The 16,042-nt window shown below is 59.8% G+C and carries 12 protein-coding genes; 7 read left to right on the top strand and 5 right to left on the bottom strand.

The window, feature by feature from the left end; all coding sequences use genetic code 11:
• Positions 1–6: 6 nt before the first annotated feature.
• Genes bcsA through bcsR form a run of 3 tightly spaced genes read right to left on the bottom strand, consistent with a single transcriptional unit; the run spans position 7 to position 3,544 of the window.
• Positions 7–2,622 (bottom strand): UDP-forming cellulose synthase catalytic subunit, encoded by a 2,616-nt coding sequence (bcsA, locus tag AC6I8F_RS18680; protein WP_058758087.1) that lies wholly within the window; start codon positions 2,620–2,622, stop codon positions 7–9.
• The gene (gene bcsQ, locus AC6I8F_RS18675) at positions 2,619–3,350 is read right to left on the bottom strand and encodes a cellulose biosynthesis protein BcsQ (protein ID WP_104189225.1); all 732 of its coding nucleotides are present in this window, start codon (positions 3,348–3,350) and stop codon (positions 2,619–2,621) included. The genes bcsA and bcsQ overlap by 4 nt, the downstream gene beginning before the upstream one ends.
• Positions 3,350–3,544 carry a cellulose biosynthesis protein BcsR gene (gene bcsR / locus AC6I8F_RS18670; RefSeq protein WP_021507005.1) on the bottom strand — a complete coding sequence of 65 codons (195 nt, stop codon included), beginning with the start codon at positions 3,542–3,544 and terminating at the stop codon, positions 3,350–3,352. Before bcsR ends, bcsQ begins: the two co-directional genes overlap by 1 nt.
• Positions 3,545–3,742: 198 nt before the next feature.
• Between bcsR and bcsE the strand changes: the two genes are divergently transcribed.
• From bcsE to AC6I8F_RS18640, 6 genes are all read left to right on the top strand, one after another.
• The gene (bcsE, locus tag AC6I8F_RS18665; RefSeq protein WP_262264941.1) at positions 3,743–5,287 is read left to right on the top strand and encodes a cellulose biosynthesis protein BcsE; all 1,545 of its coding nucleotides are present in this window, start codon (positions 3,743–3,745) and stop codon (positions 5,285–5,287) included.
• Complete coding sequence (gene bcsF, locus AC6I8F_RS18660; protein WP_010617915.1) at positions 5,284–5,472, top strand: cellulose biosynthesis protein BcsF; 189 nt, start codon at positions 5,284–5,286, stop codon at positions 5,470–5,472. The genes bcsE and bcsF overlap by 4 nt, the downstream gene beginning before the upstream one ends.
• Positions 5,465–7,102 (top strand): cellulose biosynthesis protein BcsG, encoded by a 1,638-nt coding sequence (gene bcsG / locus AC6I8F_RS18655; protein ID WP_104189219.1) that lies wholly within the window; start codon positions 5,465–5,467, stop codon positions 7,100–7,102. Before bcsF ends, bcsG begins: the two co-directional genes overlap by 8 nt.
• 204 nt (positions 7,103–7,306) lie before the next feature.
• A complete protein-coding gene (gene hmsP, locus AC6I8F_RS18650; protein ID WP_021507002.1) occupies positions 7,307–9,319 on the top strand; it encodes a biofilm formation regulator HmsP in 2,013 nt (670 codons plus the stop codon).
• Between the two features lie 232 nt (positions 9,320–9,551).
• Positions 9,552–10,832, top strand: coding sequence for a dicarboxylate/amino acid:cation symporter (locus AC6I8F_RS18645; protein WP_031279619.1), 1,281 nt, complete (start codon positions 9,552–9,554; stop codon positions 10,830–10,832).
• 242 nt (positions 10,833–11,074) lie between these two features.
• Positions 11,075–12,589 carry a M16 family metallopeptidase gene (locus tag AC6I8F_RS18640; RefSeq protein WP_166712355.1) on the top strand — a complete coding sequence of 505 codons (1,515 nt, stop codon included), beginning with the start codon at positions 11,075–11,077 and terminating at the stop codon, positions 12,587–12,589.
• 133 nt (positions 12,590–12,722) lie between these two features.
• On the opposite strand, the gene AC6I8F_RS18635 is transcribed toward AC6I8F_RS18640, so the two are convergent.
• Together AC6I8F_RS18635 and kdgK are read right to left on the bottom strand one after the other, a co-directional pair.
• Entirely contained in the window at positions 12,723–13,595 is an 873-nt protein-coding gene (locus AC6I8F_RS18635; protein ID WP_058758092.1) for an alpha/beta hydrolase, read from the bottom strand.
• A 396-nt stretch (positions 13,596–13,991) separates the two neighbouring features.
• The gene (gene kdgK / locus AC6I8F_RS18630; protein ID WP_498028341.1) at positions 13,992–14,930 is read right to left on the bottom strand and encodes a 2-dehydro-3-deoxygluconokinase; all 939 of its coding nucleotides are present in this window, start codon (positions 14,928–14,930) and stop codon (positions 13,992–13,994) included.
• Between the two features lie 283 nt (positions 14,931–15,213).
• Between kdgK and pdeH the strand changes: the two genes are divergently transcribed.
• A complete protein-coding gene (pdeH, locus tag AC6I8F_RS18625) occupies positions 15,214–15,987 on the top strand; it encodes a cyclic-guanylate-specific phosphodiesterase (RefSeq protein ID WP_021506997.1) in 774 nt (257 codons plus the stop codon).
• Positions 15,988–16,042: the final 55 nt, after the last annotated feature.

The raw sequence follows: 16,042 nt of genomic DNA, 5'->3' as shown, positions 1-16,042 counted from the left end.
ATCAGCTTAGGTAAAATCAGTGTTGAGCGTTGCCGGTCGCGGACGGACGTTGTGCGGCAACAGCGTTGCCAGCCAGTGCAGTCCGGCGGTCAGGCCACGGAACAGGCGGCGCAGCGGTGCCGGACCATACTCCGCCAGCCGCAAATAGCCTTTGAAGCCGAGCAGCATAATGTCCGCCAGGCTCTGCACCGGTTTATCCTCCGGAAAACCGTCCTGCCACAGCGCCCAGGTATCGGCGCGCGCAAAGGTGCACTGAATAAATTCGATGTGCTGGCGGGTGGAGAGCTGGTGCAGGCGGATACCCGCGCGGCGGCCAAATACGCGCTGTACCTGGCACGGGAAGCTGAACTCCTGCTGTCCGCGCCGCAGCAGCAGCGAGACGCTTTCGTTCTCGCGCAGTGCATCCGGCTCGCGCAGTTCGACGCCCACGCCGCCGTCAGAGTAGTCGCGCAGCGTGCACGGCAGCATGTGACCATCGGCGCGTGCCAGCGCCGCCGGCATGGCGATCTCCACGCGGTGCGCTTCACGGATTTGACGCGCTTCCACCGATACCGCCACCGCGCCGCCGAGAATAATCATGTTGTAAACCACCCACACCAGACTGACCCAGATGGTGAGCAGCTCATTGGCCGGGCCGTGCGCCATGCGCCAGAAGCCCATGCCGATACCGGCAATGTTCAGCAGCACCAGCAGCATATAGGGTTTGGTGATCACCCAGTCGAGATGGCGCTCTTCTACCAGGCCCCCTTTGGCGGTCACGTTGAATTTGCCTTTGTGCGGATTAAACAGCGCGACCGTGGTGGGGCGGGCGATGTACCAGGCGAGCACGGTTTCATACACCTCGCTCCAGAACGAGTGGCGCCAGCGCCCCTGGATGCGCGAGTTGGTCAGACTGGTATGCACCATGTGCGGCAGCACGTAGATGGCGATGGCCAGCGCGGGCGCATAGATGATGTAGGCATGGCACAGCAGAAACGCCAGCGGCGCCAGCAGAAAGATCAGCCGGGGAATACCGGCAAGAAAGTGCAGCATGGCGTTGGCGTAACACAGCCGCTGTACCAGCTTCAGCCCTTTGCCAAACAGCGGATTATCGAGACGGAAGATCTGCACCATGCCGCGCGCCCAGCGGATGCGCTGGCCAATATGCGCTGACAGACTTTCGGTCGCCAGCCCGGCAGCCTGAGGAATGCGGATGTAGGCCGAGGTGTATCCGCGGCGGTGCAGTCGCAGCGAGGTGTGCGCATCTTCGGTAACGGTCTCTACCGCGATGCCGCCAATCTCATCCAGCGCGCTGCGGCGCAGCACTGCGCAGGAGCCGCAGAAAAAGGCGGCATCCCAGGTGTCGTTACCATCCTGCACCAGACCGTAAAACAGCGAGCCTTCATTCGGCGTCTGGCGGAAACGGCCGAGGTTGCGCTCAAACGGGTCTGGCGAGAAGAAGTGGTGCGGTGTCTGCAGCATGCCCAGCCGGTGATCTTTCAGGAACCAGCCCATGGTGAGCTGCAGGAATGAGCGCGTCGGCACGTGGTCGCAGTCAAAAATCGCCACGTATTCGCTGCGGCAGGTGGTTTTCAGCGCATGGTTGATGTTGCCGGCCTTGGCGTGTTCGTGGCTGGGGCGCACCACGTAATTGACGCCCACGCTGGCGGCAAACTCGCGAAACTCCTCGCGCGTGCCGTCATCAAGAATATAGATGTTGAGTTTATCCTGCGGCCAGTCGATACCCAGCGCAGCATAGATGGTGGGTTTGACCACGCTGAGCGGCTCGTTGTAGGTCGGCACCAGAATATCGACGCTGGGCCAGCTGGCGATCTCCGGCGGCATGGAGACCGGCTGGCGGTTGAGCGGCCACAGCGTCTGGAAATAGCCCAGCACCAGTACCGTCCACGCGTAGGTTTCCGCGCCAATCAACAGCAGGCCAAACGTCAGGCTGAGCGGATCGTCCCAGTTAAGGGTTTCCGTATAGCGCCACCACAGATAGCGGCAGGAGATGGTGAGCGACAGCACGATCAGCATGATGGTCACCAGCCGGCCCGGCATACGGCGCACCAGCATGGCCAGCGCCCACAGCAGCAGCACAAACACAAACTGCGTGGTGATATCAAACGGCTGCGAGATGCACAGCAGCGCCAGCAGGCTGGCGGCGATCGCCACTACGATGAACAGCAACTGACGCACGCGCCGTGGCAGGCGCTGCAGCCAGCGTTCGCTGCGCTGCGGTACGCCGCTGTGCTCCAGCCGCGCCGGCAGCTGCGCCAGCCATTGATACAGCTGCTGGCGCCAGCGGAACAGCGAGCCAAAGGCGTTAAAACGTTTACGCTCGCTGCGCGCGCTGCCGTCCAGCGGCAGCATGATAAGCAGCCACAGGCTCTGGAGTGCATAGCGCACAATATCCAGCGGACGCGGGCGCAGCGGAGAGATATGCGGGAAGTAGCGCTGACGCTGCTGCAGCACGCGCCGCCACGCCGGCGTTTCCAGCCGCAGCAGCGACCAGGCGAGCACGCACCACAGCAGATGCAGCGCGACCGTTAACCGCCCGGCGCCGTGCTGACGCGCCAGGTGCGCGCGCTGCTGCAATGCCTGCGAGGCCTGCGGCACCAGCAGCCAGCGCAGCGCATTCATGCGCCACCTCCGGCGACATGCAGCAGCAGCCAGTTGGCCAGCGTATTGATCTCTTCGCTGGCCAGCGCATGCGGACGCCAGGCGCCCACCGGCTGTTTCATCATCAGCGCTTCCGCCAGCGCTTCATCGCGATGAATAACCTGTGGAATCAGGTTCTTAAGCGAGCGCAGCCACAGCTGATGCAGATCCTGCTGCAGCTGGCTGTTGGCGTTGAACTGGTTAATCAGAAACAGCGTCTGCGGCGAAAAGTGCGCGCGGTGCAGGCGCAGCTGGCAGTTGGCATCCAGCGTTAACAGCTGAAGCAGCCGATCGGCGGCCGGGATGAACGCCAGCTGCCACGGCAGCAGATCCGCCGGAAGGTCGAAAATAATCCACTGATAGCGCTGTTTCAGGGCCGGCAAAGCCTTAAGCAGCGGTTGTGCAATTTCCGCTGTCGCTGCGTTTAAGGATAAGGTCTGCTGATGCGTGAGCGTGCCAGACGGCAGAAAATCCAGCCCCGGCTGATAGCGCAGCGCGCTGTGCTGCCACGGCTGGTTATCCAGCTGCGCACGCAGCCAGCCGTGCGGCGTGTCGAGCGGCAGATTAAAGTGGGCCGCCAGTTGATTGGCTGGCGAAAGGTCGATAAGCAGCACCGACTGCTGCAGCGCGTTTAGCGCCCAGCCCAGCGCGGCACTGAGTGCCGTCGCGCCGCACCCGCCGCGCAGCCCCTGTAAGGCGAGAACCGGCATTAGCGTGGTGACTCCGGTCCCTGCGTGCATTCCTGCAACAACGGCCAGCGCGACAGCAATTGTTGCAGACGCGCTTCACGGGCAATATCAATATAGCGAAACGCCTTCAGTGAAAAGGCGTCACTCAGGGCGTTAATATCATCCTGATCTTCGCTGCCGACAGCGATCAGTGAAAAAGCATTTTCAGTTTTCATTACTTTTTTGCCACCAAAGAAACGACAACGGATAAAGAGGGGTGATATTTTTCTTGTCGCGTATAAAACCGCAGCCAGCGATTTCTGACCCGGCAAAGTCAAACAGTCTGGCGCGTGCGCAGCTTTTTTTATTTCAGCAGTTCCAATCGTTGCCGTCTATATTAAACTAGCCTGGATTGTACAGATCGCGACGCTAATATGAAAAATCTTTATACGCTTGGCCTGCAGCAGGTACAACAGGAATTAATCGCCCTGCAGTCGCCGGGATTTTACTGGATAACCTGCCAGCGGCCCGAAGACGCACGAACGCTGTTACGTCAGGTGGTTAGCCAGCAAAAGGCGGCCACGCTGGTGAGCGCGGATGCATCCCCGCAGACGCTGTTAACGCCCGATCCGCCCGGCGGTCCGGCACGTATTCCCTTATTTTCGCTGCCTGCCAATAAAGCCAGCCTGCAACATCTGGCCAGCGATATGGCGCGCGTAATGAATAAACGTAGCGGTCTGGTCATGTTTTATAGTCAGGCGGCGCTGTGGAACAAATTATCCCCGGATGAACTGACCGTGTGGATAAAAGGCTTGCGCCGGGTTCTGTTAAAAAAACAAATGACGCTGCTAATGATCACCTGCGGAACCGCAATTATTCCCCTGCGAAATCATCTGCAGCGTTATTTTCGTCAGCTTGATGGTGTCGCTCATTTAGAATTTCAGCAGGATAGCTGGCAATATCGAATTAACTGGTGGTACTCCGCCGATAAATTGCTGGCCGACCGCGCTATCCGCCTGAACTGTATTGATAATCAGTTTATTGCGCAGGCTGAAGCCGCCGCGTCGCAGCCGCTGAGCCTCAATGATGAAAACCAGTTTCTGGCCCAGCAGGATGTACTGGAAGGGGCGCCGCCGCTTTCTGCGCAGTGGCAACTGTTCAGCGATAACGAGAGCGTGTATGCGCGCGGGCAGCAGGCTAACGCCGCCACGGTCATCTTTAGCCTGGCCCACAATCAGGATGTACCGACTCTGGCGAGCATGGTCCATGGTTTGCGGCGATCGCGCGGCAACGCGCTGAAAATCGTGGTGCGGGAACTCGGTACCAGCCTGCGCTACAGTGATGAACGTTTGCTGCTGGCGTGCGGCGTTAACAGCATTGTCCCAACGGCGGCGCCGCTGTCGCGCTTGCTGACCGCGCTGGAAGGCGTGCAGGGCCAGCAGTTTACCCGCCACGTGCCGGCCGATCTGCCGGCGCTGGTGCAGGCGCTACAGCCGCTGCAGCAGAAAGGCTATTTGCCGCTGGAGCGTTTCTGTGCGGCGGTACAGCAGTTGATGAACAATACGCTGCTGCCGGAAAACGACAAAGGGCTGATGGTGGCGCTGCGCCCGGTGCCGCAGCTGTCGCCGCCGCAGGTGCTGACGCTGTGTAAACCACGTCGTTTTGGCGACCTGGTGACGCTGGTTGACGATCGGCTCTATTTATTCCTCTCTTCCTGCCGCTTTAACGACCTGGACATTGCCCTGAAATCGATATTTTCCCTGCCGCACGACGAGCTGTTCAGCAACCGCATGGTGTGGTTTGCCGACAATCAGATTTTGTCGGAGGTGAATAAAGTGCGGCAGCTGACGCCGGTGGCGCAGTTCGAACCGCTCAGGGTACCGGCCGCTGCGCAACCAGCCGCGCCGGCAGCGGCCGCGCCGCGCAGCCCTCAGACGCCGCAGCCAATCATCATAGATCTCGGGGAACCGCACGTATGACGCTGATGGATGGTGTGCAGGTGGCGATCCTGCTGTTACTGATTTTGCTGTTCCTGAAATCGCTGTGGCGACGCTGGCTGCCGCAGCGCAGCACCAGCCTGCTGATGCGCCTGTTACCTGCCCGCGCCCTCAAATCGGAAGGGCAGTGGCAACGCCAATCGACCAAAACGGATAAACATGGATAACACACCTTCGACGCTGCACGCGGCGCGCTGGCGCGGCCTCGGCGGCTGGAACTTTTACTTTCTGATCAAATTTGGTCTGTTGTGGTACGGCTATCTCAACTTCCATGCACTGAGTAATCTGGTGTTTCTGGCGTGGCTGCTGTTTCCGCTGCCGTCAGCGCGGCTGCATCGTCTGCGCCAGTGGGTTTCGCTGCCGATTGGCTTCGCGCTGTTCTGGCACGATACCTGGCTGCCGGGTCTGAACTCGCTGCTCAGCCAGGGCAGCCAGGTGGCGGGATTCTCGCCGGCCTATCTGCTGGATTTGCTGCAGCGCTTTATTAACTGGGAGATGATCGGCGCGGCCTTTGTGCTGCTGGTGATTTACCTGTTCGTGGCGCAGTGGATTCGCGTCACCGTGCTGGTGTCGCTGGCGCTGATCTGGCTGAACGTGCTGACGCTCGCCGGCCCGGCGGTCAGCCTGCTGCCCAGCAAAGCCGCCGCACCGCCGGTGGCGCTGAACGACAAACCGGCCGCCAGCCCGGCCGCGGCGGGACTCGATCAAAGCGCACCGCCCACCAGCGCCAACCTCACCGCGTGGCTGAATCGCTTTTACGACAGCGAACGCCAGCGCGTCACGCACTTCCCGGATGCGCTGCCCGCCGATTCCCAGCCGTTCGATATTCTGGTGATCAACATCTGTTCGCTGGCGTGGTCGGACATTGATGTGGCGCAGCTGCGCGACCATCCGCTGTGGAAGCACTTTGATATCGTGCTGAACAACTACAACTCTGCCACCGGCTACAGCGGTCCGGCCGGTATTCGCCTGCTGCGTGCCAGCTGCGGCCAGACCTCACACAGTAACCTGTATAAAGCCACCGACCAGCGCTGCTATCTGTTTGATAATCTGGCGAAGCTTGGCTTTAAGCAGCAGCTGATGATGGACCATACCGGCGTGTTCGGTAACTACCTGAAAGAGCTGCGCGAGGACGGCAACATGCAGGCGCCGCTGATGTCGCAGGCCGGGATTGCGCCAGAGCTGACGTCTTTTGATGGTTCGCCGGTGTACAACGACGGGCAGCTGATGCAGCGCTGGCTTGATGATCGCAGCAAAAGCAGCGATGCGCGCAGCGCCACCTTCTACAACCTGATTCCGCTGCACGACGGTACGCGCGAGCTGGGCAGCACCCGCACCGCCGAGTGGCAGCCGCGCGCACGGGTGCTGTTCGACCAGCTCGATACCTTCCTGACCAATCTGGAGAAGTCGGGACGCCGGGTGATGGTGCTGGTGGTGCCGGAGCACGGTGCGGCACTGCAGGGGGATAAAATGCAGATGTCCGGGCTGCGCGACATTCCGAGCCCGGGCATCACCCACGTGCCGGTTGGCATTAAATTTGTTGGCATGAAAGCGCCGCATCAGGGCCAGCCGCTGACCATCGATACGCCTGTCAGCCTGCTGGCGATTTCCGAGCTGGTGTCGCGGGTGGTGGACGGTCAGGTGTTTAACGCACCGAACGTCAACATGTCGGTGCTGGCGGATAACCTGCCGCAGACGCCGGTGGTGTCGGAAAATGATAACGCCGTCGTGATGATGTACCAGGGCAAACCGTGGATTCGCCTTAACGGCGGCGACTGGGTAGCCTATCCGCAGTAAAACCTGAGCGGCAAACGGTGCGGGCTGGCGCGCACCGTTTTGTCTCTGCGCCGCTAATGGCTGACAAAATGCTGAAACCGCGCGTAAAGCGGGGCAGTTGCGTGATTTTCGCCTTTATCCCGGCGCAAAAAAATGCTGACCTGGGATATACTTGCTGCGCATTCCGGCAACTGTCACGGCCCCCGGCGGCCAGGAGAGGTTTTGTTGCGCGTCAGTCGTTCGTTAACGATAAAGCAGATGGCCACCGTGTCCGCCGTGGCGCTGGTCACCATCTGTATTTTTATCGTCATCCAGTTATTCCATTTTGTGCAGCAGCGCAGGGTGGATTACGCCCAGCAGATGGAGAACGTCGCGCATACCGTGCGCCAGCCGCTGTCCGAAGCGGTGCTCAAAGCCGATATCCCGCAGGCCGAACGCATTCTGAATACCCTTAAGCCGGCGGGCATTCTGTCGCGCGCCGATGTGGTGCTGCCGAACGCCTTCCAGGCGCTGCACGCCGACTTCGCGCCGGAGAAGCCGGTGCCGCGCTTTGTCGCCCGGCTATTCGAACTGCCGGTGCAGATTACGCTGCCGCTCTATTCGGTCGAGCGCAGCGGGCTGCCGAAGCCGATTGCCTATCTGGTGCTGCAGGCTGATTCGTCGCGCGTTTATCAGTTCCTGCTCAGCACGCTGTCCACCATGATCACCACCTATCTGCTGCTGGCGCTGATTCTGTCCGTGGCGATCAGCTGGTGTATCAACCGGCTGATCGTGCATCCGCTGCGTAATATTTCGCGTGAGCTGCAGGAGCTGCCGCCGCCCGCCATTCTCACTCATAAGCTGGCGCTGCCGCACAATCATCGCGACGATGAGATCGGCATGCTGATTCGCAGCTACAACCGCAATCAGCAGGTGCTGGAGTCGATTCACGATGAGATGAGCCGGCTGACCACCCATTTCGCGGTGACCGATTTGCCCAACCGCGCGCTGTTTCTGGCGCTGCTTGATCAGCACATCCGCCATCGCCACAGCCAGCAGCCGTGGGGGCTGATGGTGATCCGCATCGAAACCCTGCAGGAAGCCAATGGCGTCCTGAGCGATGAGCAGCGCGATACGCTGATGCTGACGCTGGTGGAAAAAATCCGCAGTACCATTGATGACCATACCCTGCTGGCACAGACCGGACCGAGCGACTTTGCGCTACTGATGAAGCGTGCGCACAACCCGTTTCGCGCCATGCGGCTGGCGCGCAACCTGATGCTACGCATCAACCAGCCGGTGAACCTGTATCAGCTGCAGCTGCGCCCCAACGCCAGCATTGGTCTGGCGCTGCATGATGACAACACCGTGTCCGCTGGCGAACAGCTGGCGCGCGCCACGTCGGCGATGATGTCGGCGCGCCATCAGGGTAAAAACCAGATTCTGTTCTTTGACCCGGCGCTGACCGAGCGGGCGCAGAAGCGCTTAACCCAGGAGCACGACATCCTGCAGGGCCTGCAGGATGGCCAGTTTGCGCTCTATCTGCAGCCGCAAATCAATATGGCCACTGGCGAGCTGGCCGGCGCAGAAGCGCTGCTGCGCATGCGTATGCCGGACGGCAGCTACGGGTTATCCGAAGAGTTCATCGCCAGCGCCGAAGAGATTGGCGTCATCTCCGCGCTCGGCCGCTGGGTTTTTGAAGAGGCGTGCCGCATTATCGCTGGCTGGCAGCGCCACGGCATCAATCTGCCGCTCAGCGTGAATATCTCCGCAGTACAGCTGCGCGATGCCAGCGTGGTGAGCCACCTGCAGGGGCTACTGGAGCGCCACCGCATTGCGCCGGGTAACTTCGTGCTGGAGATCACCGAAACCGCGCAGATTGGCGATGCTGAACAGGCGATGGCGCTGCTGCGCTCGCTGCAGCAAACCGGGGTGGCGGTCGCGCTGGATGATTTCGGCATGGGCTATTCCAATCTCAACTACCTGCATCAGTTCAAAGCGCTGCCGGTCAATAAGCTAAAAATGGATCGCAGCTTTGTCGCCGCGCTGCCGGATGATGACACCATGGTGCGCATCGTGGCGGCGATTGCCGATATCATCCACCTCGACGTGATAGCCGAAGGCGTCGAAACCGCCGAGCAGCGCGACTGGCTGCTGGCGCGCGGAATTACCATCGGGCAGGGCTACTTATATGCTGAAGCCCTGCCGTTATCGGTGTTTAACCAGCGCTGGCTGGCCAGCTCGTCACCGTCTGAATAATCACCTTATTTATTGATTTTCCTTGCAGAATTGCACCGTTATGGGGTGCTGAAGCGTTTCAGTTCATAGTTAGAGTTTTGTAACTTTTGTAAGGAATGTAAGGGTATACTAATCCTGTTAACAGAGTGTTATTTTCCTCGCCATCGGTAAGGTCATACGCTTCCAGGCGGCTTGCCGCATGCGTTTCTCCATAACAATGGCGGTGAATGCCGTCTATACCTGGACACCTGTTATGAAACTGTTCAAAAGCCTCTACTTTCAGGTGCTGGTTGCCATCGGCATCGGCGTCCTGTTAGGCCACTACTACCCTGAGTTAGGCGCGCAAATGAAGCCGCTTGGCGATGGCTTCGTTAAGCTGATCAAGATGATCATCGCCCCCGTGATTTTCTGTACGGTGGTGACCGGTATTGCCGGCATGGAGAGCATGAAAGCAGTTGGACGGACCGGCGCAGTAGCGCTGCTCTATTTCGAAATTGTCAGCACCATCGCGCTGATTATCGGTCTGGTGGTGGTCAACGTGATCCAGCCGGGCGCGGGAATGAACGTCGATCCGGCGACGCTGGATGCCAAAGCGGTTGCGGTCTACGCGCAGCAGGCTGAGCAGCAGGGCGTGATTGCCTTCCTGCTGGACGTGATCCCGAACAGCGTGGTCGGTGCCTTCGCCAGCGGTAACATCCTGCAGGTGCTGCTGTTCGCTATCCTGTTTGGCTTTGCGCTGCATCGCCTCGGTAACGCCGGCACCGTGATGTTCAACGTCATCGAGAGCTTCTCGAAGGTGATTTTTGGCGTGATCAACATGATCATGCGTCTGGCGCCGATTGGTGCGTTCGGCGCCATGGCGTTCACCATCGGTAAATATGGTGTCGGATCGCTGGTGCAGCTCGGTCAGCTGATCATCTGCTTCTACATCACCTGCGTACTGTTCGTGGTGATTGTGCTGGGCATTATTGCCCGCTGGGCCGGCTTCAACATCTTCAAGTTTGTTGCCTACATCAAAGAAGAGCTGCTGATTGTACTGGGAACGTCTTCGTCCGAGTCGGCGCTGCCGCGCATGCTGGACAAGATGGAGAAGCTGGGCTGTAAGAAATCGGTGGTCGGGCTGGTGATTCCAACTGGCTACTCGTTCAACCTCGATGGCACGTCGATTTACCTGACCATGGCGGCGGTGTTTATCGCTCAGGCGACCAACGCCCACATGGATGTCTTCCACCAGATCACGCTGTTAGTGGTGCTGCTGCTCTCCTCCAAAGGCGCGGCAGGGGTGACCGGCAGTGGCTTTATCGTGCTGGCGGCTACGCTGTCGGCGGTGGGACATCTGCCGGTGGCCGGTCTGGCGCTGATTCTCGGCATTGACCGCTTCATGTCGGAAGCCCGTGCGCTCACCAACCTGGTGGGTAACGGTGTGGCGACTGTGGTGGTGGCGAAGTGGGTCGGCCAGCTCGATGAAGCGCAGATGAAAGCGACGCTTTCTTCAGCGAAAAAGGTCAATAACGCTTCACAGACCAGCGCGTAATCCTCTATTTGCGTTAATTTGTCGTGAAATGCCCGCTGTCGCTTGCCCTGACAGCGGGCATTTGCATAATAACCCCATTGATTTTTTTCCCGATTTTTTTCCTCGTCGCGCGACATCCTGGCCTTCCTGTGGTCAAAGAGTCTGTCGTTGTATAAACGTGGCGGCAGCCTGCCGCCGTGGTTCGCTGAAAAGCGACCGCCTATGGCGCGCACGAGCGTTTATCTGTTTGAGTAGGGGTTCACATGCAGGGCACCAGAATTCGGCTTTTGGTTGGCGGATGGCTGCTTGCGGCATCTGGCTTCGGCGTCCACGCCGAAACACTTCAGCCTGATCCCGCCTGGCAGGAAGGCAAACTGGACAATGGTTTCAGCTGGCAGCTGCTGACCACACCACAACGTCCGAGCGATCGCATCGAGCTGCGCCTGATAGTTAATACCGGTTCGCTGGTGGAAAGCGCCCAGCAAACCGGGTTCAGCCATCTTTTACCGCGTCTGGCGATGGTACATAACACCGCGCTGGATACCAATCAGCAGCGCGCACTGTGGCAACAGGCGATGGATCCACAGCGACCGCTGCCGCCGGCCATCTCGTCTTATGATTTCACCCAATACAATCTCAGCCTGCCGAACAACCGGCCGGAGCTGCTGAAAGAGGCGCTCAGCTGGCTGGCGGCCACCGCCGGTAAAATGACCATCAATGAGCAGGTGGTGTCGACCGCGCTGACCGCCACCGATCCCATCGCGACCTGGCCGCCCAATACGCAGGATGTGTGGTGGCGCTATCGTCTGAAAGGGTCGACCATGCTAGCGCATGATCCGGGCGAACAGCCGCGCGCGCCGGTGGATATCGCGCAGCTTAATGCCTTTTACCAGCAGTGGTACACGCCGGACGGCATGACGCTGTACGTGGTGGGCAACGTGGATAGCCGCAGCATGGCGGAGCAGATCAACAAAGCGTTCTCGCCACTGCAAGGCAAACGGGTGGCGCCCGCGGCGCTGCCCACGCTGTCGCCGCTGCCGCATCAGCCAATCAACCTGGTTAACGGCGGCATGATGCAGGATCGCCTGTCGCTGGTGTGGGATACGCCATGGCAGCCGATCCGCGACTCGCAGAATCTGCAGCGCTACTGGCAGAGCGATCTGGCGCGCGAAGCGCTGTTCTGGCACGTCCAGCGCGCGCTGGCCGACAGCAAAGCGCAAAGCGTGCAGGTTGGCTTCGACTGTCGCGTGCTGTATCAGCGTGCGCAGTGCGCCATTAACATGGATTCGCCTAACGCGTCGCTGGCGCAGAACCTGAACCAGGTGGCGCGTGAGCTGGCCACCGTGCGTGACAAAGGTCTGCCGCAGGAGGAGTTTGATGCGCTGATGGCGCAAAAGCTGCTGGAACTGAACAAACTGTTTGCCACCTACGCGCGCACCGACACCGATATTCTGATGGGGCAACGTCTGCGCTCGCAGCAGAATTCCGTGGTGGATATCGCGCCGGAGCAGTACCAGAAACTGCGTCAGGCGTTTCTCAGCGAGTTAACGCGCGACCAGCTCAACCAGGAGTTGCGTCAGCAGTTAACGCAGGAGCTCACCATGGTGCTGATTCAGCCGCAGGGTGAGCCCGAAACCAACGTCAGGATGCTGCAGGACAGCTGGGACAAGGTGATGAAGGTTCCGGATGCGCCTGCCGCCGCCGCTACCCCGGATGAGGCTAAACCCGAAAATAATGGCAGCGCGAGCGCGACCGATCAGGCTCAACCCTCGTCATGACCCAGGGCGCATGAATCCCCGCAATAAGGTGCGCTGCAGTAAGGCGGCACGGGTGTCATCCTCAGAAGCTTACGTAAGCGACCGGGATGAACGCGCGCCGCCAGCGCCGCTGCGGTTCAAAGTAGCAGGGGCATCAGGTCTTTGCGCGCAGCCATTCGGTCACCAGCATCGGCCAGCTGGCCAGCGGCAGATCCGCCACGCCACGAATCCCAAAGCCGTGGCCGCCTTTCTGATAAAAGTGAATTTCCGCCGGCACCTTGTGCTCCCGCAGGGCACTAAAAAACACCATGCTGTTATTAACGGAAACCGTCTCATCGTCAGCGGCGTGGATCAGCAGCGTCGGCGGCGTCTGGCCGTGCACGCGCGTCTCCAGCGAATAAGCATCAATGCTTTTCTGATCCGGCCACGCGCCCAGCAGGCGGGTGCGTGAACTTTCATGCGCCAGACCGTCGCGCATGCTGATGACCGGATAGAGCAGCACCATTGCATCAGGCCGCGGTGACAGGCTGTCGGCCTGATCCTGCAGCGGATAGATTTTTTCGCCAAAGCGGGTGCCGAGGCTGGCGGCCACGTGTCCGCCGGCGGAAAAGCCCATCATCACGATGTACTTACCGTTCAGGCCGCGCTGTGAGCGCTCGCGCAGCACGCGCACCGCACGCTGGGCATCGGCCAGCGGCGCATCCGGTCCTTCATGATGGCCGTCGTACGGCAGGCGATAGGTCATTACCGCCAGCGTGTAACCCATCGAGGTGAAAAAGGTGGCGAGGGCGCTGCCTTCGCGGTCGATCAGTACGCGCTGATACCCGCCGCCCGGTGCCACCAGCAGGGTGATACCGTTTGAGGTTTCCGGATGCCAGATCGCCATCTCCGGGCAGCGCACACCGGTGGCGGCGCGGTCGTAAGGTTCGAACTCTCTGGCCAAATCGACGATCTGCGGCTGAGCGCGCGAGTCACTCGCGCCTGGCGCGTCGCCGTGCGGCCAGATATTGATAATTTCTGTGTGCATAAATCTGTCCTGAGCGAGTCATGTTGTCGTTATTGTGTTCGCGGTCGACCTGACAGCTTCCTGCTGTGGTTGATTAAAACATGGTCTTTTTTCGCGCGATCGTCCAGCCGAAAACCGCCGGCGTCGCCAGTTTCGGACTATGCCTGGCGGTCGGGTTTATCGTCGTAATGCATTGAATTTAAATCAGTCTGATTAGCGGCATTTAAGTGGTGAGCGTCAGGCAGAGAGGAGGCTGGATGGCGTGCGTCGTTAGTAAAAATTGCCCGGTGAATCTGCGTCATTAAGCCAAATTTTCGCGGTGATATTTTTCAGCGTAATAATCAATTTCTCGTCAGGGCAGAGGGGAAATTGTCGCGACGCGCAGCAGGCAGCGCGGCGCGACAATCGTGTGCGGTGTTAAACGGTTTTTGGCATCGCGCTGTGCGGAATAATCGCGCCGCGATGCTGGATCACCGTACTGGCGGTGAGATGGCCGCGCGCTGCGGCCTGCTCCACGCTGCCACCCGCGAGGCGCACGGCCAGATAACCGGCGCTGAAGGAGTCACCTGCGGCGGTGGTATCGACAATCTGCGCCGGAGCCAGTTTGATGGCCGCAACATCCCGCAGCGGCTCGTCGCCGTGCGCCACCAGGCAGGAGTCGGCACCACGTTTGATCACAATCTCCTGCACGCCGGCGGCGCGCGTGCGCGCAATCACGTCCGCCAGCGGCTGTTCGCCCCACAGCAGGTGTTCATCATCCAGCGTCAGAAAGGCGATATCGGTGTGGCGTAGCATCGCCGCATACGCCTGCTGCGCACTGGCGCTATCCGCCCACAGACGCGGCCGATAGTTGTTGTCAAAAATCACGGTGCCACCGTTTTGCCGGCAGGCATTGAGCAGCGCCATCAGCTTTTCGCGGCTGGCCTCAGGCAGGATCGCCAGGCTGATGCCGCTCAGGTAGAGATAGTCGTAATGCGCCAGCTGCTGACAGATGGCCCCGGCCTGCGGGCTATCCAGCCAGAAGCGCGCGGCAGCATCGCTGCGCCAGTACCAAAAGGTGCGCTCGCCGTGGGCATCGGTTTCGATGAAGTAAAGCCCGGGCATTTTGTCCGGCAGGCGCTGCACCAGCTGCGTGTGCACCTGCTCCTGCTGCCAGGCCGCGATCATCTGGTCGCTGAAGCTGTCGGTGCCAAGTGCGGTGACATACTCCACACGCAGCTGGCTGGGATCGCTCTGCCGTGCCAGATAGACTGCGGTATTCAGCGTATCGCCGCCAAAGCCGCGTTTGATGTTCTCACCTTTTTCGGACAGCTCAATCATGCATTCGCCAATAATGGCGATGGTTTTCTGCGTCATGGTGTTTGGCCTGTAGTGAATGCTGCGCTCTAGTCTCGCGTCTGGTATGGCAGTCGTCAATGCTTTTTAAAACGCTGTTTTAATTTGCCTTAAGGCGTAAAACCGCGCTTCTGCACCGATTTAGCGGCCAAACCGGGGGTTGTTTTGCCGATTAAGCCGCAGACACGCTGCTAGACTCAACAGCTCGTGTGGCTGCGCAGACCAATAAAGTTATCCAGGGGAGAGCCGATACTTGCCACTGAGATGCTATTTGCAGGCACTCAATACCAACCAGGAAAACACCATGGTGATGAAGAATTTGAGTCATCGGCTGCCTTTTTCTCCCGAACTTGAGCAACAACAGGAAACCCGTCTCTACTGGCAGCAGTGCCAACGGTGCTACACTTTCCAGCCGATTTACCAGGTTTCTGGCCGCTTACTGGCTATTGAACTGCTTACCGCCGTGGTGCATCCCGCCGCACCGGAGCAAAACGTGTCACCCGAAGACTATTTCGAGGCGCTGACCATTGCCCAGCGTCTCGACATCGTCCAGGAGCAGCTTGAACTGTTATTACAGTGGGCTTCCTTCTTCAGCCAGCGTCAGCTGGTGGCCTCCGTCAATATTGATGGTCCCACGTTACTGGCCATTCAGCAGCATGCGCCCGTGCGCGCGCTGATCGTCCAGCTGCCGTGGGTGCGCTTCGAACTGACCGAACATCACGCGCTGCCGCAGGAAGAGATGGTGGCGCAGATGCCGGAGCTGGGCCCGCTGTGGCTGGATGACTTTGGGTCCGGCATGGCCAACTTCTCCGCGCTGACCGAACTGCGCTACGACTACATCAAGCTTTCGCGCGAGCTGTTTATGCTGCTGCGCGCCAGTGATGAAGGGCGCTCGCTGTTCTCCATGCTGCTGGCGCTGATCAACCGTTACTGTAACGGCGTGATCGTCGAAGGGGTGGAAAACGAGGAGGAGTGGCAGCAGGTACGCAACTCGCCCGCCATGGCCGCACAGGGCTATTATTTTTCACGTCCGCTGCCGTTTAACCAGCTGGAAAACCTGGTACTTGAGCTTCCGTAATTCCGTTCTGCCACGTCTCGACTATCTTTAAGGAGACGTGGAAGGGCAAGGAGGA

The sequence above is a fragment of the gamma proteobacterium symbiont of Axiagastus rosmarus genome (assembly GCF_059730925.1).
This window is presented reverse-complemented; position numbering and strand designations above follow the sequence as displayed.